At 64.4% G+C, this 25,142-nt stretch carries 30 protein-coding genes; 22 read left to right on the forward strand and 8 right to left on the reverse strand.

Translation table 11 applies throughout. The annotated features are described in order from the left end of the window. Positions 1-17: 17 nt before the first annotated feature. The 4 genes from BMY84_RS02785 to BMY84_RS02800 form a co-directional block, all read right to left on the reverse strand. Positions 18-209, reverse strand: a complete 192-nt coding sequence (locus tag BMY84_RS02785) for a hypothetical protein (protein WP_093080259.1) — start codon at positions 207-209, stop codon at positions 18-20. 25 nt (positions 210-234) lie between these two features. Continuing rightward, a complete protein-coding gene (locus tag BMY84_RS02790) occupies positions 235-801 on the reverse strand; it encodes a hypothetical protein (protein ID WP_093080262.1) in 567 nt (188 codons plus the stop codon). Between the two features lie 75 nt (positions 802-876). Beyond that, positions 877-1,980, reverse strand: coding sequence for a hypothetical protein (locus tag BMY84_RS02795; protein WP_093080264.1), 1,104 nt, complete (start codon positions 1,978-1,980; stop codon positions 877-879). Beyond that, positions 1,977-2,396 carry a helix-turn-helix domain-containing protein gene (locus BMY84_RS02800; RefSeq protein ID WP_093080267.1) on the reverse strand — a complete coding sequence of 140 codons (420 nt, stop codon included), beginning with the start codon at positions 2,394-2,396 and terminating at the stop codon, positions 1,977-1,979. Before BMY84_RS02800 ends, BMY84_RS02795 begins: the two co-directional genes overlap by 4 nt. Before the next feature lie 83 nt (positions 2,397-2,479). Between BMY84_RS02800 and BMY84_RS02805 the strand changes: the two genes are divergently transcribed. The 21 genes from BMY84_RS02805 (at position 2,480) to BMY84_RS02900 (ending at position 17,683) form a co-directional block, all read left to right on the forward strand. Next, positions 2,480-2,737, forward strand: a complete 258-nt coding sequence (locus BMY84_RS02805; RefSeq protein ID WP_093080269.1) for a transcriptional regulator — start codon at positions 2,480-2,482, stop codon at positions 2,735-2,737. 313 nt (positions 2,738-3,050) lie between these two features. Beyond that, positions 3,051-3,512 carry a hypothetical protein gene (locus BMY84_RS02810; RefSeq protein WP_093080272.1) on the forward strand — a complete coding sequence of 154 codons (462 nt, stop codon included), beginning with the start codon at positions 3,051-3,053 and terminating at the stop codon, positions 3,510-3,512. A 113-nt stretch (positions 3,513-3,625) separates the two neighbouring features. Beyond that, the gene (locus BMY84_RS02815; RefSeq protein WP_093080274.1) at positions 3,626-4,018 is read left to right on the forward strand and encodes a helix-turn-helix domain-containing protein; all 393 of its coding nucleotides are present in this window, start codon (positions 3,626-3,628) and stop codon (positions 4,016-4,018) included. Between the two features lie 3 nt (positions 4,019-4,021). Continuing rightward, the gene (locus BMY84_RS02820; protein ID WP_093080277.1) at positions 4,022-4,213 is read left to right on the forward strand and encodes a hypothetical protein; all 192 of its coding nucleotides are present in this window, start codon (positions 4,022-4,024) and stop codon (positions 4,211-4,213) included. After that, entirely contained in the window at positions 4,210-4,452 is a 243-nt protein-coding gene (locus BMY84_RS02825) for a DUF2312 domain-containing protein (protein ID WP_093080279.1), read from the forward strand. The genes BMY84_RS02820 and BMY84_RS02825 overlap by 4 nt, the downstream gene beginning before the upstream one ends. Then, on the forward strand, positions 4,452-4,802 hold the full coding sequence (locus BMY84_RS02830; RefSeq protein WP_093080282.1) for a hypothetical protein: 351 nt from the start codon (positions 4,452-4,454) through the stop codon (positions 4,800-4,802). Before BMY84_RS02825 ends, BMY84_RS02830 begins: the two co-directional genes overlap by 1 nt. Beyond that, the gene (locus BMY84_RS02835; protein WP_093080285.1) at positions 4,802-4,981 is read left to right on the forward strand and encodes a hypothetical protein; all 180 of its coding nucleotides are present in this window, start codon (positions 4,802-4,804) and stop codon (positions 4,979-4,981) included. Before BMY84_RS02830 ends, BMY84_RS02835 begins: the two co-directional genes overlap by 1 nt. After that, on the forward strand, positions 4,978-5,169 hold the full coding sequence (locus tag BMY84_RS02840; protein ID WP_256215023.1) for a hypothetical protein: 192 nt from the start codon (positions 4,978-4,980) through the stop codon (positions 5,167-5,169). The genes BMY84_RS02835 and BMY84_RS02840 overlap by 4 nt, the downstream gene beginning before the upstream one ends. Beyond that, positions 5,166-5,669 carry a hypothetical protein gene (locus BMY84_RS02845; protein ID WP_093080290.1) on the forward strand — a complete coding sequence of 168 codons (504 nt, stop codon included), beginning with the start codon at positions 5,166-5,168 and terminating at the stop codon, positions 5,667-5,669. The genes BMY84_RS02840 and BMY84_RS02845 overlap by 4 nt, the downstream gene beginning before the upstream one ends. Next, positions 5,662-6,012 (forward strand): hypothetical protein, encoded by a 351-nt coding sequence (locus tag BMY84_RS02850; RefSeq protein ID WP_093080293.1) that lies wholly within the window; start codon positions 5,662-5,664, stop codon positions 6,010-6,012. Before BMY84_RS02845 ends, BMY84_RS02850 begins: the two co-directional genes overlap by 8 nt. A gap of 233 nt (positions 6,013-6,245) precedes the next feature. Further along, complete coding sequence (locus BMY84_RS02855) at positions 6,246-8,393, forward strand: ParB/RepB/Spo0J family partition protein (RefSeq protein ID WP_177203875.1); 2,148 nt, start codon at positions 6,246-6,248, stop codon at positions 8,391-8,393. Next, the gene (locus BMY84_RS02860) at positions 8,390-8,650 is read left to right on the forward strand and encodes a hypothetical protein (protein ID WP_093080298.1); all 261 of its coding nucleotides are present in this window, start codon (positions 8,390-8,392) and stop codon (positions 8,648-8,650) included. The genes BMY84_RS02855 and BMY84_RS02860 overlap by 4 nt, the downstream gene beginning before the upstream one ends. Further along, positions 8,647-9,480 (forward strand): DUF6551 family protein, encoded by an 834-nt coding sequence (locus BMY84_RS02865; RefSeq protein WP_093080301.1) that lies wholly within the window; start codon positions 8,647-8,649, stop codon positions 9,478-9,480. Before BMY84_RS02860 ends, BMY84_RS02865 begins: the two co-directional genes overlap by 4 nt. Then, a complete protein-coding gene (locus tag BMY84_RS02870) occupies positions 9,477-9,773 on the forward strand; it encodes a hypothetical protein (protein ID WP_093080303.1) in 297 nt (98 codons plus the stop codon). The genes BMY84_RS02865 and BMY84_RS02870 overlap by 4 nt, the downstream gene beginning before the upstream one ends. A gap of 9 nt (positions 9,774-9,782) precedes the next feature. After that, positions 9,783-10,046, forward strand: coding sequence for a hypothetical protein (locus BMY84_RS02875; protein ID WP_093080306.1), 264 nt, complete (start codon positions 9,783-9,785; stop codon positions 10,044-10,046). Further along, positions 10,043-10,420, forward strand: coding sequence for a hypothetical protein (locus BMY84_RS29605; protein WP_218146910.1), 378 nt, complete (start codon positions 10,043-10,045; stop codon positions 10,418-10,420). The genes BMY84_RS02875 and BMY84_RS29605 overlap by 4 nt, the downstream gene beginning before the upstream one ends. A 55-nt stretch (positions 10,421-10,475) precedes the next feature. Then, positions 10,476-11,750 carry an AAA family ATPase gene (locus BMY84_RS02880; protein ID WP_177203877.1) on the forward strand — a complete coding sequence of 425 codons (1,275 nt, stop codon included), beginning with the start codon at positions 10,476-10,478 and terminating at the stop codon, positions 11,748-11,750. Between the two features lie 274 nt (positions 11,751-12,024). After that, complete coding sequence (locus BMY84_RS02885) at positions 12,025-12,258, forward strand: helix-turn-helix transcriptional regulator (protein WP_093080311.1); 234 nt, start codon at positions 12,025-12,027, stop codon at positions 12,256-12,258. A 293-nt stretch (positions 12,259-12,551) separates the two neighbouring features. Beyond that, positions 12,552-12,809 carry a hypothetical protein gene (locus BMY84_RS02890; protein WP_093016766.1) on the forward strand — a complete coding sequence of 86 codons (258 nt, stop codon included), beginning with the start codon at positions 12,552-12,554 and terminating at the stop codon, positions 12,807-12,809. 118 nt (positions 12,810-12,927) lie between these two features. Then, positions 12,928-15,213 carry a glycoside hydrolase family 3 N-terminal domain-containing protein gene (locus tag BMY84_RS02895; RefSeq protein WP_093080313.1) on the forward strand — a complete coding sequence of 762 codons (2,286 nt, stop codon included), beginning with the start codon at positions 12,928-12,930 and terminating at the stop codon, positions 15,211-15,213. 334 nt (positions 15,214-15,547) lie between these two features. Then, positions 15,548-17,683, forward strand: coding sequence for a TonB-dependent receptor domain-containing protein (locus BMY84_RS02900; protein WP_093080316.1), 2,136 nt, complete (start codon positions 15,548-15,550; stop codon positions 17,681-17,683). Positions 17,684-17,923: 240 nt separating this feature from the next. On the opposite strand, the gene BMY84_RS02905 is transcribed toward BMY84_RS02900, so the two are convergent. The 3 genes from BMY84_RS02905 to BMY84_RS02915 are packed head-to-tail and all read right to left on the reverse strand — an operon-like array spanning position 17,924 to position 22,238. Continuing rightward, positions 17,924-19,369, reverse strand: coding sequence for a PstS family phosphate ABC transporter substrate-binding protein (locus BMY84_RS02905; RefSeq protein WP_143074969.1), 1,446 nt, complete (start codon positions 19,367-19,369; stop codon positions 17,924-17,926). Then, a complete protein-coding gene (locus BMY84_RS02910; RefSeq protein WP_093080321.1) occupies positions 19,366-20,097 on the reverse strand; it encodes a hypothetical protein in 732 nt (243 codons plus the stop codon). Before BMY84_RS02910 ends, BMY84_RS02905 begins: the two co-directional genes overlap by 4 nt. 2 nt (positions 20,098-20,099) lie before the next feature. Continuing rightward, positions 20,100-22,238: a TonB-dependent siderophore receptor gene (locus tag BMY84_RS02915; protein ID WP_093080325.1), complete on the reverse strand. Its 2,139-nt coding sequence runs from the start codon at positions 22,236-22,238 to the stop codon at positions 20,100-20,102. A 494-nt stretch (positions 22,239-22,732) separates the two neighbouring features. Here BMY84_RS02915 and BMY84_RS02920 point away from each other — a divergent pair, with 494 nt between their 5' ends. Beyond that, on the forward strand, positions 22,733-24,604 hold the full coding sequence (locus BMY84_RS02920; RefSeq protein ID WP_093080328.1) for an ABC-F family ATP-binding cassette domain-containing protein: 1,872 nt from the start codon (positions 22,733-22,735) through the stop codon (positions 24,602-24,604). Here the strand turns inward: BMY84_RS02920 and BMY84_RS02925 are convergent. Further along, positions 24,601-25,098 (reverse strand): GNAT family N-acetyltransferase, encoded by a 498-nt coding sequence (locus BMY84_RS02925; RefSeq protein WP_093080330.1) that lies wholly within the window; start codon positions 25,096-25,098, stop codon positions 24,601-24,603. The genes BMY84_RS02920 and BMY84_RS02925 overlap by 4 nt on opposite strands. Between the last annotated feature and the right edge of the window lie 44 nt (positions 25,099-25,142).

Below are 25,142 nucleotides of genomic sequence, written 5' to 3' on the forward strand. Positions count from 1 at the left end.
ATATCTCCAGCGGCGCGTCAGGCGTTGCCATCGCTTCCGAAAGCGCCGGGATCTGGCTTGGCTTGGACACGGAAGATGAACTGCTCGACCTGATCGGTCGACTGGCGGACGCGGGTCAGCAACGGCTTCACTCGAAAAGGCTGGCGCAGATCGCGATGCTCGCCCGGGCCGTCAATTGGCCCACGGCCGAAATGGAGACCGCCGGCCAAGCATTCCTGGACATGCGGGCCGACATCATGGATCCGGCATATCCACCACTGGCAGATCTCTTCCAAGCGATGATGTCAGCGGCCCCCACGCGCCCGACTCCGCCGTAAGCTTCTCCCAATCCTCGGGCTTCGCCTGATGTATCCCCAGATGCATGATGATGGCTTCCGCCACCTTGCCCAACTCGTAAATCTGGTCACAGCTATAATAGAGCGTTTCCGACTTTCCTTTGGACACCAGCTCGTTCGTCAACACCGTCCGGCCTTCGAACTCGAACCAGGCCCGATGCACGATGGCATTCCGATGGACATTCAGTTCGCGGATCGCACTGATCAGCATCGACAGATGGGCTGACTGCTTTTCCGGTATCCCGCCCGCGACGATGATCTGGCTCAATGTCGCCAGCAGATCGACCACTCTCGCCTGCCCCACGAAGATCCTGGCCACCTTTTCGTCGCAGCCGATATATTTGGTGATCACCCGCTTCAGAAACCATTCGATCCGGCCAAAATTGACCGTGAACTGACCGACCACTTTCAGATAGTCCGGGTGGAGCAGCCAGGTCGGATTTTGAACCGTCAGCAAATTCGTCATTCTTCCTCCCGTCGACATTCCAGGGAACCAACCCGGCGGCCAGCTTCGGCCACCCTGTCCCCAGCTATGAACCGCTCAAGTCATGCGCACGCCGGGGCAAACGGCAAATCCTACGACGCCTTTGTGGTCATTGACGTACCGATCATATGTTCCTTCAACGACCAGTTCCTCGACAGTAATCGTCTGGCAGGTCCGACCGGATAAGGGATCGGTATATTGCACGGCGGCGCGATATATTATCCTCGCCTTGCCCTGCCCGACGGCATCATATTCTTGCTCAAGAATTTGAATTGCCTCCAACCGGCAATCGTCTCCCGGCGCCAGGGGGATAACATTCTTGTCGATGAAGCTATCGTCCCACTCAGCTATGTCGGTGCCATCGACGAGGATATACATCTGCATGATATGCTTGATGTCGGTGGCAGGAACCTTGCCGAGATTCTTCAACTCGGCTTCGGCCAGGAAGACGTGCCCATAAACCCACTTCCCGTGTCGCTCGACCCTGCCATTTTTTACGAACCGGGGAGACATGCGCAAAGAAAGATAGGGCCTGTGCGAATTCACATATTGCTCATGCGACTGGACGATCGCCTTTTCGGCTGCCTGGGCACTGCGCGTGGAAGCATCGACCGCAGACCTGCTCTGGCTCAGCGCAGCCTGCGCAATTTCGGCGGATTTGACCGCGGCCTCGGTGCTTTGTCGTGCCAGATCGCGCGCCTGATCCGCATCGGCCATGCTCTCTTCGGCAATCTTCGCTGCCTTGGAAGCAGCCAACGCCGCCCAACCGGTGAAGAACAGGCTCAGCGTCAGGCCGATCGCCTCGCCCAGACTGACCCACAATGATATACGGGTGAGGCGATTTCCCTCCTCCACGCTTTGAACGGCAGCCCATTGAGCACAGAGATCAGCGTCGCCTTCATTGCCTGGTGCATTGCAATAGGGCTCATGGGCCTCGGCAGCCATTTTGCCATCTTTGCCCGGCGCAGCTACGATCGCGTCACGGGCTGGATTATATGCGCGGACGGGATATTCTTGGCGATTTGCGCTTTTGAATATGTCTATACCCACATGCGCTAAAGCCAGCAGCGCGAGGATCACGACGAGACTTCCGCCCCATCGCGCTAGCTTCGACCATGTCCCTTTACGATCTTGCTCTTGATCGCCGGCATCCACGCTCATTTGCCCTCACCGCGAAAATCATTCGCGCGGTCATGCAGGGTTGCGGCTTGGGTCGTGCCGCCCGCGTGAACCGTGTCGGACGGCTGAGCACCTCCCGCCATCGAACGGGCAATCTGAAGCAGCGCCTTGCGGTCGGCCGGCGCGAGGTGAGAAAAATGGTCGACCAGCTCCAGCTCTTCCGAATCGAGATTCGCCGACGGTTCTGCGTCGATATTCGGATCGTCGCTTTCACCGGTCAGATAGGCTGGTGTCGTGCGCAGTTCGCGTGCGATCTTCAAGATGCTCCGCGAAGTACGGTTATCACCCCGGATCAATGAGTTCATCGTGCTTTGGCGGACACCGACACGGCGTGCGAGCTCGGATTGGGAAATCCCAACCTTGCCCAGCCGTTCCTCGATACGCGCGCCAATACTCATGCAACCATTATCTAACGAAATTGCGTTAGGGTCATTTCCGTTTTCGCTGTTGACACATAACGTAATCACGTTAGTTAAACGTCATGGCGTTAGAACATGACTCAGATTCGGCTCTTGCCTTGGCAGTCCGCGCAGCGGGTTCCCAATCTGCGTTCGGCCGCCTGCTCGGCAAGCGACAGTCAGTCATCTTCGGTTGGCTCCGTGATGATCGTCCGCTGCCGGCCGAGTATGTTTTCACCGTGGAGGAAGCCACCGGCATCTCCCGCCACGATCTGCGCCCCGACATCTATCCGCGCGAGGAAGCATCTCGCGATATTGGAATGGAAGGGGTGCGGCCATGATCGCGTCACCGCTCCGGGCTATCCGCCTCGCTTTGCCCCGTCTCTCCCAATCGCCGCGTCCTTTTGGGTCGCGCGCCTGCCTTCCCATGGCCCCCGGCTTTTCATGCAGACCCTTTGCCGGGGACTATCCTGCCGTCGCCGGAACCGTCCTGAATAACCGTCCGGCGGCGGCCCTTTTATTCCCATCCGGGCGCGCCGGCCGCCCCGGTCCCATCGCCGCCTGCCCCGCCTCTCCGGGCGCTGGCGCGAGGTCAAAGCTCCGCATCATTCGGGTCGCACCGTTGCGGAGTGCCGGACAATTTGGAGGGCGCCCATGACCAAGCTACGCGCCCCCCTATCGATCGACGCCGCCCTCGCGCGCATCGCTGGGCAGGATGGCGTCGGCGGCTGGGCCGGCATGGCCCAGGCGACGGGCTATCATGAACGCACCGTCCGCGGCTGGGGCGATCCCGATCGCGACGAACAGCCGCCGCTCACCGCCTGCGTGACGCTCGGCATCCTCTACCGCCAGTCCGGTGGCGTGGGCGATCCGCTGTTGCAGGCTCATGCCGACATGGTCGGCGGCTCCGATGCCGCCGCCTTCGCCGACAAGCATGAGCTGCGCCGGGAATCGATCAGCTTCATCCGGGAAACCGGCGACGCCAGCCTCGCTTTGCTGGAGGCGGCCGAACCCGACGCCGGCGAGGCCGAGAACGCCCGCGCCAGCAAGGAAGTGCTCGACGTCCGCAACTGGGCGGACCGTATCCTCGCCCGCCTCGGCCGTAAGCCCCCCTAAGTCCAGGCTAAGGGACCCCCGTCCCGATCAAAACCCGATCAAAACTTTGGTCTTCTGATCGCGCCAGCGGCGCTTTCGGAGTGGCTTTTCTGCATCCTGAAAGGACGCAGTCAATGATGTCGCCCGGCACCTATCTGAACAAGCGCCGCGTCGCCGCCGGCCTCTCGATTATTGACGTCGCCGCGCTGGTCAACACCAGCCCGCGGCTGGGCGGTATCGACAAGGTCGCCTGGATAGACCGGATCGAAAAGGACATCGCCGCCCTCAGCCCCGATGTCGTCGCCGCTCTGTCGGATGTCTTCCGCTTCTCGCGCCGCGTGCTCGAACAGCTCATCACGATCCGCAGCTACGGCCCTTCGGCCGTCCAGCACGCGCCGCAACTCTGCCTCATCTGCGGCTGCTCGCAGAACGATGCCTGCTTCACCGGCGAAGCCACCTGCGGCTGGGCCAGCGACGATGTCTGCACCGCCTGCGCCCCGAAATCCCTCTCGATCAAGGAGTCCTGATCCATGAACGCGCCCTTCCGCCCGCGCGACTATGCGCCCGCCGACCCGCAGGTCGATTTCTGGGATGACGCCCGGCCGCGCGCCGATTTCGTCCGCGACATCGACGCGGACCTGCGCGAGTTCAACATCATCTGGGGCGCCGGCATTGCCTGCGGCCTGATCGCCGTGGCCCTCATCTGGTGGCTCCAGTCATGAGCGAGGGCGACATCGCGGCGGACCAGCTCCGCCTCATGATCGAGCGTATCGAACGCCTGGAAGAAGAAAAGAAGGGCATCGGCGACGATATCAAGGACGTCTATCTGGAGGGCAAGGCCACCGGTTACGACACCAAGATCATGCGCGAGATCATCCGCTTGCGGAAGATGCAGCCGCACGACCGCCAGGAACGCGACGCTATCCTGCAGACCTATCTCGCTGCGCTGGGGATGGCCTGATGGGCGCGATCACCCTCTCCGGCCTGGAGGCGCTGCTTGGCCCGCTGGTCAACATTGGGGAGGGTGACTTCCCCCCGATCGCGACGCCCATCCTCCACACCGATCGCGGCACCGTCTTCGTCCCGCATGGACACTATGTCGGCAGGTCGGCCGAACTCCGCTTGTTGCGTGGCGTTGGCCTGGCCTGGGCACCTTGCCCCGAAGCCGACGGCGCCTTGCTGGTATTCTCGGGCGGCAACCCGGCCGAGCCGACGGATGAAGCCATCGCGGTGACCCTTAGCCGCGCGGGCATCCGTGCCCTGATCGCCAGCTTTGACGCTATCGATCGCCAGCTCGGAGAGCAGGACTGATGCCGCGCTGGGCCACCACCAGCGCGCGCCGCACCGCGCCCTTCAGCCCGGCCGAACTGCGGGCGATGTTCGCGCAGGGCGACAGCGTAGCGCAGGTCCATGCCCGCGCCTACCGCATCGACCGCGCCATGACCAAGGATCGGGTCCGCGCCATCCTGTTCGATCAGGCGCCGGCATGATGTGCCAGGGCCTGCACGATCGCCTTGCCGCCAGCCACGCCAAGCTGATGCGCGGTCTGGTGTGGTGCCGGTCCTGTGGCCGCTCGACCCGCGTCGATCCGGCCGGCGCGCTGCGCCATGGCTGGCCGCGCTGCTGCGACGCCACCATGACGATCGACGCGCCCGACGAGCGGGGTACGCCGTCATGAGCACCGATCGCCTTATGCGTGAGATCACCCGGTCGCGCGCCGATCGCGTCCGTCGATCCAAACGGCTCCATCTGGACATCGCGCGCAGCGATTGCGGATGGAACATCCTGCTTGAAGTGGCCTATGCAGATCTGTCCGGTCGGCCGATCAGCATAACGGGCGCCTGCGTCATGTCCGGTCATCCTGCCACGACAGCGCTGCGCTGGGTCCGCCGACTCCTGAAGGACGGCTATTTTCATCGCTACGCTTGTTCGCATGACGCGCGCCGCGTCTGGCTGCGCATAACGCCCGCCGGGATGGAGGCTGTCAGCGCCTGCTTCGCCGGCCAGACACCTAAAGTCCCAGAGCCCGAAGCGCCGTCCTCCCCTATCGACGCCGCGCCGATCGGCATCACCCTGCAACAGGCGATAGAGGTATTCATCAGCAGCGGCCTGCTCGGCCCCCGCCTGGGTGCGATGTTGCAGGGCAGCTTTGGCCAGGGGGAGGCAGTCCATGGCTGACACCCGCTTCGTCACCCGAATGTCGGACGAGGATATCGCCTCGATCATATTGTCGACGGCCGACGCCGCCGGTCATGGGCGCGCCTGGGGCCTCGTGCGGGTTCAGGTCGTCGCCAACGCGGTGCGCATGGGGCGCATGATCGGCGAACGCGCGGCGCTGGAACCGCTGGACGACGCGATGCGCACCTGCGTCGATGACGAACTGATCGAACTGGTGAGAGTCAACGCGGCCGGCCGCTTTGGCTGGCTGGACGCGCTCCGGCGTCTGCGCGGCTTCCTTGACCGCTACCCATCGCGCGGCCGACCGGACGATGGCGGCCCCGGTACGGAGCAGGCCGCATGACCGCGTCGCCCGCCCTCTGCACCTGCACCGAATGTCGCGCTCTCGACGCGCGCTATCCGAATGACGGCGTCCAGCTGCTGCTGGTCGCCCACCCGAACGCTGCCCCTGCCAACGTCCCAATGCTCACCCCGGCAGGGGTCGCGGGCCCGGACCGATCCTTGCCCTGTATCGGTCCGGGCCAATCTCCCCCTGAAAACCCCCGCACAAAGAGGTGCTTATCCAGGAGAAGTCCGATGTCCGTTACCACGATGACGATCGAGGCGCTATGCGTCTCGCCCTACAACGCCCGCATCAATCAGGAAGACGCCAACGCCATCGACGCGCTGGAAAATTCGCTCGTCGCCCGCGGCCAGCTCTACCCCCTGATCGTCCACCCCTTGAAGGCAAAGGGCCGCGCGAAGAAGCGCTTCGGCGTGCTCGATGGCGGCCGCCGCTATCGCGCCTTCGCCCGTGCCATCGAAACCGGCCGCCTGCCCGCCGACCATCCGATCGAGGTCGCCGTCCGCGAATGCACGGACGAGGGCGAGCTGCATGATCTGGCGCTCGCCGCCACCTTCATCCGCCGCGATCTGCGCGATTATGAAATCTATGCGGCTGTCGCCCGCGCGCTCGATCGCGGCCGCAGCCTGTCCGACATCGCCGACACCAACGGCCAGACGATCCAGACTGTCCGCCAATGGGCGCGCCTGGGCCAGCTCCACCCCACCGTCTTCGCCGCGCTGGAGGCGGACGAGATTGGCCGGTCCGTCGCCATGGCGATCGGCGCGACCGAAGATGTCGCGCTTCAGCTTCATGTCTTCGAACAGTTCATGGCGCACCCGCATCGCGACTGGGGCAAGCCAGCCAGCCTCGTCCGCAAGCTGCTGAAATTCGGCGACGCGGATCTCGAACGCGCCCTGCGTTTCGTGGGGGAGGAAGCCTATGCCAAAGCAGGCGGCCGCTACGAACTGGATTTGTTCGCTGGCGAAGCGGACCAGCGCGGCCGCGTGGCGGACGAAGGGCTGCTGATGCAGCTGCACGACGCGAAGCTGGAGACGATCCGCGCGCGCGTGCGCCGCCAGGCCGGTTCCGACCTGCGCTTCGAAACCGCGCCGCCGCGTCTGATGCTCGCCAATTATGACCAGGGCGTCGACACCGGGCTGGAAATCACCGCCCACCCCGAACCGGTCGATGCGGCCGACGCCCAGTGGCTCGCCGAACTGCGCTACGAAATGTCCTATTGGGAAGGCTGGGCCCGCTTCCATCTCGACGACGCCGAACTGGACGAGGATCTGCGCGCCCACTGCATCGCCGCGATCGACGAAGTCTTCGAGCCGCTGGAGGATGAACTGGCGTTCCTGGAATCCCGGATGCAGATTCCGCTCCCATCCAGCCAGGTCTTCGCCACGCTTATCGTTCAGGAAGAAGGCGAGCCGGAGCTGCGCTTCTGGTGGGCCAGCCGCAAGGACAAGCAGAAGGCGGAAGCCGCTGCCCGAAAATTGCCCGACGCCCCGGCACCGCGCCCCGTCTCGGCCGGGCCGATCGGCGCGGCGACCCCGGTCACGGAAGCCCGCCCCATCGTCAAGCCGGGCGCCGCGATCGATCGCGACTATGGCATGGGTGACCGGCAGAAGGCTGACACGCTGGTCCGCGACGAACATGGGCTGACGGCCGATGGCATCCAGATCATGCGCTCGCTGCGGCAAACGGCGCTGCGCGCCACGCTGGTCCTGGACAATCAGGAGCTGGGCGATCTGGCGCTCGACTATCTGCTCTGGTCGCTGGCGCGGGATCGATTGACGCCCCCGTCCGGGGAGGCGCCGGGCGGCCGCGCGATCGAGCGCGGCCTCGCTGGCCTGTCCGTGCGGCAGGAATTGCAGCCGCAACAGACATTCGACCATGTCGGTCGCACCTTCGCGCATGGCGTCTGGAAGAGCGCCGTGGCTCAGCTGAAGGCGCACCCGTCCATGACCGATGCGGATCTCGTCATGGCGTTCGACTCCTTTCGCGCCGATGCGGCGCAGCTGCGCGGCCTCGCCGCCGCGATCGTCGCGGGGCTGGCGCTGGAGCGCTCGGCCAACGCCACGGGCTATGAGGTGGAACTGCACGATCATGTCGCCGCGCTGGCCGGCCAGTCCAGCGACGAACAGGTCCGCTCCCTAATCGAGCCGACCGAAGAACTGATCGCCCTCCTGCCCAAGGCCCGCCAGCTGGAGCTGGTCCACCCCCATGTCAGCCACGCCGAATATCTCGGCCTCGAAAAGCTGAAGGCGGACGCGCTGCCGGCACCGGTCACCCGCACCCTGTCGCGCCTGAAAGACTGGGTCCACCCCATGCTCCGCTTCCGCCCGCGCCTCAGCGCAATCGCGCGGGCCGAACAGCAGATGGAGAAGGCAGCATGAACGCGAAATTCCTGAAGCATCGCGACGCCATCCTCGTTGCTGCGGAAGATGTGGGCGAACGCCTCGCTGCCATCGTCCATGAAGTGGAGCAGCTCAGCAATGATGAGCCTTCGGCAGACGAACTTGAAGAGTTTCTGAAGGCGGTCCTCGCAGGCGATCGGTGGCTGGCGCTGAATTTGGCGCCTCGTCTCTTCAGTGGCGCGTGGTTGGCGGCGGCGGAATCGGCGCTGTCATTTCAGTTTCGGAGGGCAGCATGACCCGGAAACCCGCTTTCACGCCGGCCAAGGGCAGCCTGCCGGTGCTGCAATATCTCTCGCCCTCCCAGTTGAAGGTCGATGCCAGCTACCAGCGGTCGATCGAGAACAGCCAGAGCCGCAACCTGATCGCGAAGATCGCGAGGGAATGGAACTGGGATCTCTGTCAGGTCCTCGTCGTCTCGCGCCGCGGTGATCAGGGGCTGTTCGTCGTCGACGGCCAGCACCGGCTGCAGGCAGCCAAGCAGCGGCCCGATATCGGCCAGCTTCCCTGCGTCGTTGCGACCTATGCGTCCGCACAGGAAGAGGCGGCGATCTTCGCCAAGCTCAATCGCCAGCGGACACCGCTCAAGGCAATCGACATCTTCAAGGCGGCGGTTGCCGGGAAGGATCCGGACGCTTGCCGGACCATGAGCCTGCTGCATCAGGCCGGCATCACGCTCGCCACCAGCACCAACAACGTCGATCAGGCACCCGGCGCTGTGTCCAATATCGGCGGCATCAAGGAAGCGCAGCGCCTGCATGGCGACAAGGCGACCGTCCGGTCGCTGCGGATCCTGCGCCAGGCGTTCGATGGCCAGGTGCTGCGCTATGCCGGCACGATCTTCGGCGGCATCGCCGGCACCGTGGGCGATGCGATGAAGACAGGCGGCGGCATCAGCGATGCGCTGCTGATCGCGGTCCTGGGCGGCGCCGAGCAGGCCGAATGGTATCGGGAGATCATGGCGCACAAGGGCAAGTTCCCCGAAATGCGCGTGCCGACATGCGCCACGCATATCATTTCCACCGCCTATGAGGAGGCCGCGGCGGAAAGCACGGAGATGGCGGCGTGAGCAGCGAGGGCTGGAGCGTCGGCGATCTCGCTGTCTGCATCGACGACAAATGGACGTGCTGCGGCCGGGCGGATTGTCAGATCAAGGATCGGGCCCCACGCAAGGAAGAACTGCTGCGTGTCAGGGCGGTCGATCAGACCCGGGGGCATCTGTTCCTTGGCTTTGAAGGCAAGGACGCACGACTGTTCTTCCACGCGCTGCAGTTTCGCAAGGTTCGGCCGGACACGGAGCCGGCCGAGGACGCAGAATGGGTGGAGCAGCTGCAGCACCTGCGCCGCAAGCAGCCGGCATGAGGCGCAGCCATGCCCTGCCAGCATGTCCGCCTGCCGACCGGGGGAACAGCGATCGTCTGTTCCTCCGGCCGTCGCCCGCAATGCGCCTGTGGCCAGCCGGCGCCGCTGCTCTGCGACTGGAAGGTTCCGGCCCGGCGCAGCGGCACCTGCGACGCGCCGATCTGCCGCGCGTGCGCCATCTCGCCAGCCCCGGACAAGGATCTGTGCCCGGCCCACGCGCAGGATTTCGAAACATGGAAGGCTGCCCGCGCGGCCAGAAAGGTCGCATCATGATTGCGCCCGCCGACCTCACCACCGGCGCCGACGTCATCGCCGCCGTTACAGCCGCCGCCGCGCGCCAGAACATCCCCCTGATGCGCTTCATCGCGCCGCTCTCTGCCTCCCCATCACGCTGGATCAGGGACGTGAGCAATGCCCATCATCCGCGCGAGGTGACACTCGCCCGGGTGCGCGCCCTGCTGGAGGGCCGCGCCATCCCCGGCCGCCAGAAATATCAGCCGTCTGGCCAATATGTCGGCCGCCGGATCAATCCTGACTATGCGCGGCCCGGCACACCAAAGGTCGCCTTCTCCCCGGTCGACCGCGACCCCTGCTTCAAATGCGGCGTTCGCGGCGACATCGGCTGCAGCCACCGGTCGCCGCGCTGAAATGATCGCCGACCTCACAGACTTTGCCCGCCGCCTTCATATCGGAGCCACCATCATGTCCTGGGAAAAATTCGGATCGCCCTACGACCCCAACCATATCGGCAAGATGAAGAAGCCGCTTGCAAAAGAGGATCAGGCCGCGGCTGAAACACGCTGGGAGACAGTTAAGATCGAACCCCGGCTGGAGTTTCGTGGAGGCCCTGCCTCTTTCGATAATTTTTCGAGGCTGTTTGGTGACTCGATGTTCGAGGCGATCATGGAACAGTCTGGCGCCGCAAAATCTGGCCCGCCTGCCAGCTACACTTCCGCCCGCAAAGCTGTCGAGAAATGGCTGATCAAGGCGCCGCACCAGGCCTTCGACGATATCGCAGGCAATGATGCGGCGCTGGAGCAGCTGCGCGACGCAATCCAGGCACCAGTCCTGCACAAGGCCGTTTATGCCGCCTATGGAATGAAAATGCCCAAAGGTGCCTTGCTGTCCGGCCCGCCGGGCTGCGGCAAGACGATGTTCGCCCGCGCCGCCGCCTCGGAAATGCGGCGCCTCTATGGCGACAAGGTCGAGTTCATCTCGATCTCCGGCTCCGAACTCCAGTCGCCCTATGTTGGCATGACGGAAGGCCACATCAAAGCCATCTTCACCTTCGCCCGTGAGTATCAAAGCCTCCACGGCCATCCGCTTCTCGTCTTCATGGACGAGGCGGAAGTGCTTCTCCCCGATCGCACCGGCCGCGTCCGGCGCGTGATGCATTGGGAGGAAAGCCAGGTCGCAACATTCCTCGCCGAAATGGACGGCATCCGGGAAAGTGGCGCCTTCATACTGCTGGCGACCAACCGCCCGGAGGTGATCGACCAGGCCGTGCTGCGCGATGGCCGCTGCGACATCAAGGTTGTCGTCCAGCGGCCGACAGCCGCAGCGATCGAGACGATCCTGCGCAAGAACTTCGCGGGCACATTGCTTGGCGACGCCGGCATCGAGGACCTCGTCTTCGCCGCGGTCGAGGGCCTGCTCGATCCGAACAAGATCCTGATGGAAGGCCACGCCATCAAGATCGACCTGACCGACCAGAAAACGACGGACCTGCTACGCAAGCATTTCCTGCTGGAACATATCGTCTCGGGCGCAATGGCCGCATCGATACCGGCCAGAGCCACCCGCCACGCCTTCGCCCGGGACAAGCTGAGCGGCGAGGCGAAGGGCGTGACGGTTGCCGACGTCCTGCAGGCCGTCAACGATCTGTTCGAGGAGAATAAGGGCCTCGAACACAGCTTCGCAATGAACGAATTCAAGGCCGAGCTGATCCGTGACGCACAAGCGGCGGCGAGCGCATAGTGGCTTGCGAGTTTGTCCAGTTGCCGAACGGCGGGCGCGCGATTGTCTGCTCGTCAGTGCGTCGTCCGCGCTGCGAATGCGGCCAGCCGGCGCCGCTGGCCTGCGACTGGAAGGTGGCGGACCGGCGCAGCGGTACCTGCGACGCGCCGATCTGCCGCGAGTGCGCTGCCTCACCGGCACCGGAAAAAGACCTTTGCCCCGAACATGCCGCCGAGTTCCGGCTTTGGAAGGCGCGGCGCCAGACGCGGGCTGAACGCAACACAGGAGAGAACGCATGAACGCGCCGCCGGTCCAGCCGGCCGACATATCGTCGGCCGATCGCTTCCTCACGCTCCCCCAGGTCAAGGAGCGCGTGCCGAAGGGGACGACCACCATCTACCGCTGGATTCGTGAGGGACGATTCCCCCGTCCGCACGCGATCGGACCAGGCTCCGTGGCCTGGCTGGAGCGCGAGATCGACGCGTGGATGGCCGGTCACCTGCAGAATGCCGCCACGCCTAACCACTGAGATGCGGGGGTATCTCAGGGGGTATTAAATCAGCTTGCTAAGGGGGAAACCCATGTTTAACGCCGATCACACAGCAAAAATCGAATCCAGCCCTGTCCACCACGCTCCCCCGCACGGGGAGCGGCAGCGCCCAAGGGGCGATCGGGCTAGTTATGCACAGCCCCGCAAATTTATTTTTCGCCCATATCCGCTACGGAAACCGCGAAATATCCGATCATTTCATTCTGTTAATGAAACCATCTGTTGGCCGACCCGTTGCCTTACCAAGGTCAACTGAGAAAAGGGCTTGGTCGATGATCACAGCGACGGTTTCGCCGCCTTCGGCATTGGGTGCCAGGGGCTTCATGCCGCTCTATCATGTGGGCGGGCAGAATCATTGTCCCGGTTGCGGCGGTCAGCAGTGGATCGTGGGCCGGATGATGGCCGAATGCGGTTATTGCGGCTCCGCCATCCCGATGGAGAGCTTCAGCACCTATAGCGCCGCCCCCCGGATCGCGCGCCGCAACCATATGCCTGAAGAACAGGCACCGGAATTGCGGCCGGTAGAGTAATTCTGGCGGACTGCCCCTTTGCCGGGACGATATGCTGCATCTTGCGGTGCAACATAAATCGTCCTGATGCATTCATTCGGACAAGTTGCATTCATCGGGGCTCGTTATTTCTGCCAGCATGACCACCATTCGCCGCCGCACCCTCCTGTCCGGAATATTGGGTAGCGCCATCGCTCTCATCCGCCCCCATCGTGCGCTTGCCGCCGATGACGTGGCGCGGGTGGATGATCTGATCGCGCGCATGACGATCGAGGAGAAGGCCGGGCAGATGACCTGCCTTGCCGACAGTTTCCGCCCGTTCAATCCGCCCAATCCGCAGGCCGGCATTCAGGATGAAAAGCGGCTGGCGCAGGAAGTCCGCCGGGGCCGGGTCGGTTGCCTGTTCAACGGCATCGGTGTTGCCGGTGCCCGTCGCGCGCAGGACATGGCGGTAAAGGACAGCCGCCTTGGCATCCCGCTGCTCTTCGCCGGGGATGTGATCCACGGCCTCAAGACCATCTTCCCCGTGCCGCTGGGCGAATCTTCCTGCTTCGATCCCGCTCTGGTGGAGCGTACCGCTCGCGCCATGGCGGTCGAAGCCACCGCCGCTGGCCTGCATCTGACCTTCGCCCCCATGGTCGACGTCGCCCGCGACCAGCGCTGGGGTCGCGTGGTGGAGGGGGCAGGGGAGGATGTGACCCTCACCGGCCTGCTCTCCGCCGCCCGCATTCGCGGCTTTCAGGGTCGCGATCTGCGCCGCGACGATTCGCTGCTGGCCTGCCCGAAACATTTCGCCGCCTATGGGGCGGTCGCCGCCGGCCTTGAATATGGCAATGTCGACATCAGCGAAGAAACGCTGCGCGAAACCCATTTGCCGCCCTTTGGTCAGGCCTTCGCGGCCGGCGCCCTCACCACCATGGCCGCGTTCAACGAGATTAATGGCGTCCCTGCCACCGCTGACAGTGAACTCCTCACCGACATCTTGCGCGGCGAGATGAAATTCCGCGGCTTCGTCTTCTCCGATTATACAGCCGACGAGGAACTGGTCGCCCATGGCTTTGCCGAGGATGATCGCGATGCCGCGCGCCTTGCCGTGCTGGCGGGCGTCGACATGTCGATGCAAAGCGGGCTCTATATCCGCTACCTGCCCGATCTGGTGAAGAGCGGCGCCGTCCCCATGGGCACGATCGACGTCGCCGTGCGCCGCATCCTTTATGTGAAGGCGGCGATCGGCTTGTTCGACAATCCCTACCGGTCGCTGAATGAGGAGGTGGAAAAGACCCGCATCTTCACGCCTGCCCACCGCGCCCTTGCCCGCGAAGCGGCGGCCAAGTCGGTCGTTCTGCTCAAGAATGATGGCCTGCTGCCGATCGATCCGGCGAAGGGGCAGAAGATCGCCCTGATCGGTCCCTTTGCCGAAGATCATGCCAATCTCTATGGCCCCTGGGCCTTTTATGGCGACCCGGACAAGGGCGTCGATATCGCCACCGGCCTGCGTGTCGCGCTCCCCGATCCGTCGCACCTGACCGTCACGCGCGGCAGTGACATCAGCGCGCCCATCGATGGCGGCATTGCCGCAGCGGTCGATGCGGCGAAGGTGGCCGATATCGTCCTGCTCGCCATCGGCGAATCGCAGGCCATGTCGGGCGAAGCCCAGTCCCGCACCACGATCGAAATCCCCGCCGCGCAACAGGCGCTGGCCGACGCCGTTGTCGCGGCTGGCAAGCCGGTCGCGGTCCTGTTGCGCCATGGCCGGGCGCTCGCCCTGCATGATGGTGTCGCCAACGCCAATGCCCTATTGGCGACCTGGTTCCTGGGCAGCGAGGCGGGCCATGCCATCGCCGATATCCTGCTGGGTCGGGTCGATCCGTCGGCCAAACTGCCCGTCAGCTTCCCGTGGGAAAGCGGGCAGGAGCCTTTCTATTATGACCGTAAATCGACCGGCCGCCCGGTGCTCGACAAGGGCAGCACCGAATATAAGGCCCGCTACGCCACCACCGACAACAGCGCCCGTTTCCCCTTCGGCCATGGCCTCAGCTATACGGAATTCGCGCTCGATCAGTTGAAATTGTCCGACACCGCGCTCCGCTGGGATGCCGCGATCGAGGTCACGGCGCGCATCACCAACAAGGGGAAGCGCAAGGGCAGCGAGGTCGTCCAGCTCTACACCCGCGATCGCGTCGCCAGCCGCACCCGCCCGATCCGCGAATTCAAACATATGGAGCGCGTCACCCTGTCACCGGGCGAAAGCAAGACCGTCCGCTTCTCCCTGTCGCGCACCGATCTGGAATTTGTCGGCGCCCGCAACCAGCGCCTTGCCGAACCGGGCGTCTTCGACCTGTGGGTTGGCCAGTCGAGCGTCGGCGGCCTGAACGCGCAATTCACCCTCTATGCCGAGGTGAAAGGGCAGGGGGTGGCCTCATAGAGTGAGATGAGATTGCTTTGCCCCACGCCGTCATTGCGAGCGCAGCGAAGCAATCCATGGGCGCGCCATTGGATTGCTTCGCTGCGCTCGCAATGACGATTCAACATGAAGTCATCCGCTCTGACCGCCTGTCTGATTGTAGCCAAATGTTGCAAATGTAGCGTGAATATTTCAGCGCAAGACGCACTCCCTGCCATCTGATGCCTTGCCTGTAAGAAATTATTGCCCACGCCCCTCGGCCGCGTCGCGCAATTGACCGCTACCGACCGCCTCCGCACAGGCCCCTTGACTCTAATGCGACTTATTCGCGTTCTTAGCTTGGGGGAGGGTTTCCATGTCTTCAGCATTTTCTGCGCATCCTTTTGCGCTGCGTAGCAGCCTGCTCGTTCTAGCCGCCGCTCTGGCGACACCTGCCTTCGCCGCCGATGCACCCGCGCCCGACGCGGATGACCAGTCCGGCAGCGCCATCGTCGTCACCGCCGCCGGCTATGAACAGAATATCACCGAGGCACCCGCCAGCATCACCGTGCTGGGCCGCGAAGAATTGCAGGAAAAGCGCTTTGGCAGCCTCGCCGAAGCGTTGCAGGACGTGCAGGGCGTGGACGTCGGCGGCGAAGCGGGCAAGACCGGCGGGCTCAACATCTCCATTCGCGGCATGCCCAGCGATTATACGCTGGTCCTGATCGACGGTCGCCGCCAGAATGCACCGGGCGGCGTCACGCCCAACGGTTTTGGCGAAACCTCCACCAGCTTCCTGCCGCCTTTCTCCGCCATCGACCGGATCGAAGTGGTGCGTGGCCCCATGTCCACCCTGTACGGCTCGGACGCGATGGGTGGTGTTGTCAACATCATCACGCGCAAGGTCGGCAGTCGCTGGGTCGGCACCGCGACCGCCGAAAGCACCATTCAGGGCGATGACCGCTTCGGCAATATCCAGTCGATCAACGGCTTTGCCCAAGGGCCGATCGTCAAGGATCTGGTCGGGCTGACCCTGCGCGGCAGCGTCTTCCATCGCGAAGGATCGAACATCGAAATCCCCGGCGATCCGGCGCTGACGCTGGGCCGCAATCCGGTGGAATCCGACACTTACACCTATGGCGGCCGTCTCAGCATCACGCCCCATGCCGATCATGACCTGTGGTTCGAATATGACCGCAACGAACAGCGTTATGACAATAGCCGGGGCCAGCTCGGCACGCTGGGATCGGGCGGCTACGCCCCCGAACAGCGGTTCAACCGCACCAACTATGTCGCCGCGCATAGCTGGCGCATGGGCTTTGGCCAACTCGACACCACGCTGACCCGCAACGAAACCGAAACCATCGGCCGCCTCATCCCCAATGGCACGCCGGGCGCCGTGCCGGGCAGCCCGCGCAAGCTGGAGGCGCGCAACGACATTCTCGACTCCCGCTTCGCCGGCAAGTTCGGCGCGCTCGCCTTCACCGTAGGCGGCCAATATTGGAAGGCTCGCATGGTCGAAGGCGTGGCCCCGGAACCGTTCAAATTCACCCAGTGGGCCGGTTTCGCCGAAGCGACCCTGACCGTCACCGAGGGCGTCAACATCACCGGCGGCGCCCGCTATGACGATCATTCCACCTTCGGCAACAAATGGTCGCCGCGCGCCTATGCAGTGTGGAACATCAATGATGCCGTCACGCTGAAGGGCGGCGTCAGCCGAGGCTTCAAGACGCCGCGCGTAGAACAGATTGCCAGCGGCATCATCGGCTTCGGCAGTCAGGGCCGCGTGCCGCTGCTGGGATCGCCGGGCCTGACGCCGGAAACCAGCACCAGCTATGAAGCGGGCCTCTATTTCGACAATCAGGGCTTCTTCAGCGGCAATGTGACCCTGTTCAACAATGATTTCGATGACAAGATCGCGTCCGGCCCCGGCGTCAACAACTGCACCTTCTCCGGCTTCCAGGGCCAGCCGCCCGCCGGTTGCGTCGATGTCGGCAATTTCCCCAATGTCGAACAGTTCAGCCAGTCGATCAACATCGACAAGGCCCGCACCCGCGGTGTCGAGGTCGCGACCCGCTTCGCCTTCACGCCCAGCCTGTCGCTGTCGGCCAACTATACCTATACCGAAACCGAGCAGCTTAGCGGGTCGGAAAAGGGCCTGCCGCTGGTGGGCATGCCCAAACATATGCTGAACGGCAATCTGCGCTGGAAGCTGGATGACAAGGCCAGCCTTTGGGCGCGCGCCGAGATCCGCTCCAGCCGCTATCGCGGCAATAACATACAGCAGACGGCGCTGGGCGACTTCCGCAGCTATGAAGTCTTCCATCTGGGCGGCAATTACCAGATCACGCCCGCCTTCCGCCTGTCGGCGACGATCTACAACATCCTCGACACCGATTATGCCGTCTATGTCCCCTATCAGACGGCAGCCAACCTCACGGCCTTCACCCCGGCCTATTCGATCAACCAGGAAGGCCGCCGCCTCTGGCTCTCGGCCACGGTTGACTTCTGATCATCCTTGCGCAGGGGCGGTGCCAGTGGCGCTGCCCCTGCATCAGCGGTACGGCGAAGTGGATGGCACTCCTGGTCAACCTGATCTTTGGCTCCAACGCTTAACAGCGCGCCGTCGGTTTTGAGTGACGGGAGGGGGCTGTCGGGGTTGCGCCCATGCCGGTCGTTCGGCAACCATAGGCGAACGCCTGAAATCCGCCGTGCGGAACCAGGTGTTAGGCGTAAGTACAGATTGAGCTATTTATAAACCTTCGGCTATGGCTCGTTCTGCCACAAGATCGTGCAAATCAAGCGGCACGTAACCATCCTCCTCCTCGGTGTGGCGAGCGATGATCGCCTGTCCTTCGTCAGAGAGTAGGAAGCGCAGCAGGTCTTTGGCCGCCGGGGCGATCGGCCTGCCCGGCGCCTTGTCGACGTAGATGTTGAGGAAGTATGAGATCGGCCAAGCGCCCCGGTCCGCGCCCGCGAGGGGTAGGACGTAAGGGCCGCCGTCATGCGCGGAAAGCGGCAGGACGCGCACGCCTGCAGGCGCATCGCCCGCGTCGATCCATGTCGCATAGCCGATGCCCAGCGGGTCTGCCGCGACGGCGGCGAGGATCGCCTTGCCGCTCGGCATCGCCTGATACCGGGCGCTGAACGGCAATCCGTCCAGCTTCGAGGCGCGCATCGCCGAGCCGAAGCCGCCATCGTCGCGCGCGCCGTAGACATGGATCGCGCCCGCCGCGCCGCCTAGCGCCGACCAGTCGGCAATGTCGCCGCCTGGTGCTCCGGCCGCGAAGACGCGCTGCACTTGCGCCATCGACATGCCGGCAAGCGGATTGCGGGCGTTGACGTAGATCGCAGGCGGCGTCTTGCCATCGGTGCGCGGGCCATGGCTGGCATAGGCCACACGGATGCGTACCGGATCGTAGCCTTTGACCTGGCGGAAGCCGTCGAGGTCGTTCTGCCACAGTTCGCGGCCCATCGGCGCGAAGATCGTGGTTCCGGCCGCCAGCGCAGGCATCGCAGTGGAGGAGCCGCGCAAGTCGGCGGTAAAGCGCACCTTGGGCGCATGGCGTGCGTAGGCGGAGAGCATCTCGGGCATGATCGTCGTCAGCGTGTCGCTGCCGATGATCGAGAGGCTGCCGTCCGGCGCGAGATAGCCCGGCCTGCGCTGCGGGATCGTGATGCCGTGCAGGCTCGCGAGCTTGTCCCGCGCATCGGCGAGCGCTGCGGCATCGAGGGGCTTGTACATCGCCAGTGCCACCTTCAGCCTGGCCTGCCCGCCATCCGAGAGCAGCGCCTGCAGCACAGGACGCAGGCGTTCGTCGACGGCGCCGTCCTTGTTGCAGCGGGCGTAAAGGTAGAGGCCCTGCATCACCGGCACCGCCAGCGGCAACCCGCCGGAAAAGCGGCGCACGGCGGCGCGCTCGATCACGGTCATCTCGCGCGGGATTACGGCGAGCGCGATGGTGCCTTGCGTCAGCAGCGGCATCGCTCCGGAAGGGCCGACGATGCGGGGGGACAGGCCGCTGGCTGCCGCTGCGATGGCATCGGCTTCCGGACCACCGCCGACAGCGAGTGCGCCGCTTGCCAGCACGTAGCGCGCCAGCAGCGGCTGCGCCTCGGGGATGGGCCCGCTGTCCTGCGCCGAAGCGGAGCCAGCGAAAAGCGCGGAAACCAGCACGAGGCCAAGAGCGCGTCTCACTTCTTCACCTTGCAGGTTTTCGCGCCCGCACGCGCCCACTGGATGGCTGCGTCGAACAGCGTGCGGCCGGTGTCGGTCATGCGGTTGAAGCTGTTGTTTTCCATACCGATGAACACACGGCGCGCCGGGGCGAGGTGGTCGTGGTCCATCGTCGCGCCTGCTTCGTAGCCGAACAAGGTCGCCTTGTCCGGCTCTCCGGGCCAGGTCATGATGACGTCGGCGCCGAGGCCCGGCTTGCCCCAGCCCGCAGGCGTGCGGGCCTCGGTCCAGGTGCCCAGGCCTGCCGGAATGCCCGCCGCCATCGGGTGCGGCGCGCGCACCAGCCAGAAGTAGTGCCCCGTCTCCAGTTCGCCGAAGTCGGTGTCGCGGCGCAGGCCGGTCATCCACAAGTCGTCAAGCAGGTCGTTCTCCCAGGTCACCAGCGGCACGCCCATGTCGCGCCAGCGCGCGATCGCCGGGCGGTTGGCGGTGAACTGGTTGGAGCGCACCGTCGAGGACATGACGACGAGATCGAACCCGCAGGGATCGGGCGCGCCGTCCAGGCCCCCGCTGGTGGTGACGGTGTAGCCCAGCGCCTCCAGCCGCGCCTTGACCGCCGGGTCGGCGGAACCGCCCGGCACATCGGCGCGCATCAGGAATAGCACCTTGCCGGCCTCCGCTGCCGCTGCGGAGGCGGCGGCGGCGGGGATGGCCAGCGCCAGCAGCGCGGCGGCGAATGCCTTTCTCATCGTCAGAACCCTCCGCTCAGGCCGACGAGGAAGCTGCGCCCCTCGCCCGGCGTGATCTGCGCGCGCGAGACGGTGCTGGAGATGTAATATTCGTTGGTGATGTTCTTGACGTTCGCCGTCAGACGCACTTTGTCGGCCAGCTTGTACCACAGGCTGGAATCGAAGCGGGTGTAGCCGCCCACCGAGAAGGTGTTCTCCAGATTGCCCATGCGGTTGCTTGCGGCGACTACGCCCCCGCCCAGGCCGAAGCGGCTGAACGGGCCGTCGACCGGCTCCAGCGTGACCCACAGGCTGCCGCTCCACTTCGGCACGCCGATCAGCTTGTTGCCCTTGGCGTAGTCGGTGGAGGAGCGCACAGTCGCATCGGTATAGGCGCCGTTGGCGATGACCTTGACGGCAGGCGTGATGGTGCCCGACATGTCGAATTCAACGCCCTGCGAACGCTGCACGCCGGCGTTGATGTTGTATCCGACGTTGTTCGGGTCCTGCTGCGTCACGTTCTCGCGCTTGAGCTGGTAGACCGACAGCGTCGAGGCGAGGCGACCTCCGAACAGTTCGGCCTTGATGCCTGCCTCGTACTGCTTGCCCTTTTCGGGATCGATCGGCTTGCCGTCGATCGTCGGTTCGGGCTTGGACTGGAACGAGCGGGTGAAGTCGGCGAACAGCGAGACGTTCGGCACCGGCTTGAACACCACGCCGACGCGCGGCGACCAGGCCTTGTCGTCCGAAGCGTACTGGGTGGTGCCGAAATCCGACTGCTGCGCATGGTCGTAGCGTACGCCCGCAAGCAGGTTGATCTGGTCGCCGATGTCGATCTGGTCCTGCACGTAACCCGAAAGCGACTTGGAACGCACGGTCCGGTCGGCGGCGGGGACGAACGCACTCGGCTGCGCGCCGTATTCCGGGTTGTCGATGTCGATGCGCGCCAGCGTGGCGCGGGCGAACGTGCGGAAGCGATAGGACTTCACATATTCGCCGCCGACCACGACGGTATGGCCGATGCTGCCGGTGGAAAAGCGCGCGACCATGTCGGCCTGCGCGTCGTAGTTGTGGTTCTGCTCGTGCTGTTCGACGGCGGTGCGCGTCAGGGTGCGCGCGCCGGTGGTGGCATTGACGGCAACGGCGTTGCCATAGTTGATGCCGAACAGGTCGAGCTTGCCCTCGTCATAATGGCCGATCTGGCGGACCGTGAGCCAGTCCGCGAGTTCGTGCTCGATGCGGTAGTTGAATTCGTAACGGCTGGATTCGGTGGTCGCCCACTTTTCGCCCAAGAAGCGGTCGCGCGGCAGATCGACCACGAGATCGCCGTCGGCGTCGGTGGTGGCGACAATGCCGCGATCGGTCTGGTTTTTCTGGTGCGCGAAAGTTAGGCTGGCGATCACGCGGGTGCGATCGCTCGGTTCCCACAAGACCGAACCGGACAGGAACTGGCGGCGATAAGGCTGCAGCACGTCGCGGAAGGTGTCGCCGGTCTGCGCGGCGGCTATGAAACGCACCGCCAGAGTCTTGGCGGCATCGACCGGTCCGGTCACATCCATTTGTCCGCGCATGAAGTTGTTGCTGCCGCCCTGGACGGAAAAGTTCATGCCTCGCTCGAAGCGCGGCTGCTTGGTGACGATGTTGATCAGGCCGCCCGGATCGCCGCGCCCGTAGAGAACCGAGGCCGGACCCTTGAGCACTTCGATGCGCTCGACGTTGGCAAGGTCGCGGTAGCTGTCGTTAGTCTCGATCGCGGGGCTGAGCATGATCGAATCGATGGCATAGTACGAGGAACGGAAGCCGCGAATGGTGAAGCTTTCCGAACGGTTGCCCGCGTCGGTGCCCGCCTGGATGCCGCTGACGTTGCGCAGTGCGCTGGTGAGATCGAGGACCTGCTGGTCGTCGATGACATCGCGAGGCACAAATTGAATCGACTGCGGCACGTCCATAATGCTGGTGCCGGTTCGCGTGGCGGTGGTCAGCTGATCGACCTTGTAGTCTTCGCTGCGCGTGCCGAGCACGGTGATCTCCGAGGAACTGACGTCCTGCGGCTCGGCATCGGTCGCAGCTTCGTCGGCGAACGCGGGGGCTGTGGCGCTGATGGCCAAAACCAGCGCAAGCGCGCTCGTCCCGGCCCGGAGGCGGGAATTGATGCGGTCCATTATGTGATGCTCCCCAAAAGTAGGCCTGATTGTGCAGCGCACATATTGCTACTGCGAATAGATTGCAAGCTCCGAGGATTGGCCGCAGATCGCGCCGGAACACGACTGTTTCTGTAAGGCGAACGGAGCAATCTTGCTCATACGCCCGGAGATATGGTGTCTGCCAGCAGCGTTCTTCATCGGCAGCTATCTCGGGCAGCTGACAGCAAACCTGCCAGTCTCTTTACGGCCAAATTCCTGTCCAACATCTGACTTCTGCGCCATAATCCCACCCCGCTCTTTCCCACCGTCCGCCCTTTCGCGTCCCGCGCCGCCCCACATCCCGGCGCGCGCCATTTCGCAAAATTTTCCTATTGCGAAATTCACGCCACCCGTGCGTCCGCCGCACTTTTGCGTGGCCCACGACAGTGTGAACTTCGCAACGCTAAGCCCCCCTGCAAAACGCACCGCCAACACCTTCACCACCCGGCGCACCTCTGCTACAGGCCGCCCCCATGCTTAACTTGAACGGTATCACCGTGCGCCTGGGCGGCCGCACTATCCTTGACCGCGCAGCCGCTGCGCTGCCGCCGCGCAGCCGTGTGGGCCTGATCGGCCGCAACGGCGCGGGCAAGTCGACCCTGATGAAGGTGATGATCGGCCAGCTCGATCCGGATGAGGGCAGTTGCGACATGCCCCGCGATACGCGGCTGGGCTATATCGCACAGGAAGCCCCCTCCGGCACCGCGACCCCCTTCGACACCGTGCTGGAGGCCGACAAGGAACGCGCCGAACTGATGGCGGAGGCGGAGCATACCGAAGATCCCGATCGCCTCGGCCATATCTATGAGCGGCTGACCACGATCGACGCCTATACCGCCCCGGCCCGCGCCGCCCGCATCCTCGTCGGCCTCGGCTTTGACGAAGAAATGCAGGGCCGTCCGCTCGACAGCTATTCGGGCGGCTGGAAGATGCGCGTGGCGCTCGCCTCGCTGCTCTTCTCCAATCCCGACCTGCTGCTGCTCGACGAACCGTCGAACCATCTCGACCTCGAAGCCACGCTCTGGCTGGAAAATTTCCTCAAGGCCTATCGTGGCACGGTGGTCGTCATCAGCCATGAACGCGATCTGCTGAACAATGTGGTGGACTATATCCTCCACCTGGAAGGCGGGAAGATCACCCTCTATCCCGGCGGTTACGACGCTTTCGAACGGCAGCGCGCCGAACGCCTCGCCCAGCAGGAAGCGGCCCGGTCCAAGCAGCAGGCGGAACGAGAGAAGTTGCAGGATTATGTCGCCCGCAATTCGGCCCGCGCCTCGACCGCGAAACAGGCCCAGTCCCGTGCCAAGGCGCTGGCCCGGATGCAGCCCATCGCCGCCGCGATCGAAGATCCGACCCTGCATTTCGGCTTTCCCAGCCCGGCCGAACTGCGCCCGCCGCTGATCACCATGGACATGGCGTCCGTCGGTTATACCGACACGCCGATCCTGCGCCGTGTCAACCTGCGCATCGATCCGGACGACCGGCTGGCGCTGCTCGGCCGCAACGGCAACGGCAAGACCACGCTGGCCCGCCTGATCGCCGCGCAACTCGCCCCAATGGAAGGGACGATGCAAAGCTCGGCCAAGATGAATGTCGGCTATTTCACCCAATATCAGGTGGAGGAACTGGACGTCACCGACACGCCGCTGGAACATATGACCCGCGTCATGAAGGGCGCGACCCCCGGCGCGGTCCGTGCCCAGCTCGGTCGCTTCGGCTTTTCGGGCGAGCGCGCGACGCAGAAGGTCGGCTCCATGTCGGGTGGCGAGCGCGCCCGTCTGGCGCTCGCCCTCATTACCCGCGACGCGCCGCATCTGCTGATCCTCGACGAACCGACCAACCACCTCGACGTCGACAGTCGTGAGGCGCTGGTGCAGGCGCTCAACGAATATTCGGGCGCGGTGGTGATCGTCTCGCACGACCGGCACATGATCGAACTGGTCGCCGACCGTCTGGTGCTGGTCGACAACGGCACGGCCCAGCCCTTCGACGGGTCGCTCGATGATTATACCGACATCATCCTGCGCAAGGCGGACGGCAATGCCAGCAGCAGCGGCGACGCGCCCAAGGTCGACCGCAAGGCCGACAAGAAAGCCGCCGCCGAATGGCGCGAAAAGCAGAAGGTGCTGAAGAACGCGGTCAACAAGGCGGAGCGCGAAATGACCAGCCTGATCGCCGAGCGCAAGCGCATCGACGCCGTCCTGTCCGATCCCAAATCGGCCACCGGTGCCGAAGCGAAGCTGACCACCAGCCAGTTGATGGTCAAGCGCGCCGACGTGGAAAAGAAGCTGGAAGCGGCCGAGGAAGTGTGGATGGAAGCCGGCGCGGCGCTGGAAGCGGGTTAAAAGGCCCGCTCCAGCAGCACTAGCGCCGGATCACCCTCAATGGCGCGGGCGGAAAAGCCCATTTCCCGCTCCAGGCTGATCGCGGCGCGATTGTCCCGGCTCTCGATCGACTGGAGCCGGGTCACGCCCCAAGCCCGCGCTTCCTGCGCGACATGGTCCAGCAGCGTCCAGCCGATCCCCTTGCCCTTGTGATCCGGCAGGATGGAGATGGCGACCTCGCCGGTCTTGCCTTCCGGGTCCACCGCCAGCGTCGCCGCCGCGATGATCGCGCCGCTCTCCGGCGCAAAGGCCACAAAGCTCTCATGCCGGTGATGATCGAAATCGGTCATGGCATGCAACTGGCTGGGGCTGACCTGCCGCACCGCCGACAGGAAGCGGAACCGCCGGTCCTCTTCGGTCACTTCGGCAAAGAAATCGGCCAGCGCCGGCTCATCGCTGTGCGTCGCCAGACGAATGTCGAAACGGAAGCCATAGCGGGTTTCAAGTGCGATCATCGGAACAGTCCTTCACTCCGGGGACGGCGCTCTCTGCTGGGCCG

This window comes from Sphingobium sp. AP50 (assembly GCF_900109095.1).
Taxonomy (GTDB): Bacteria; Pseudomonadota; Alphaproteobacteria; order Sphingomonadales; family Sphingomonadaceae; genus Sphingobium.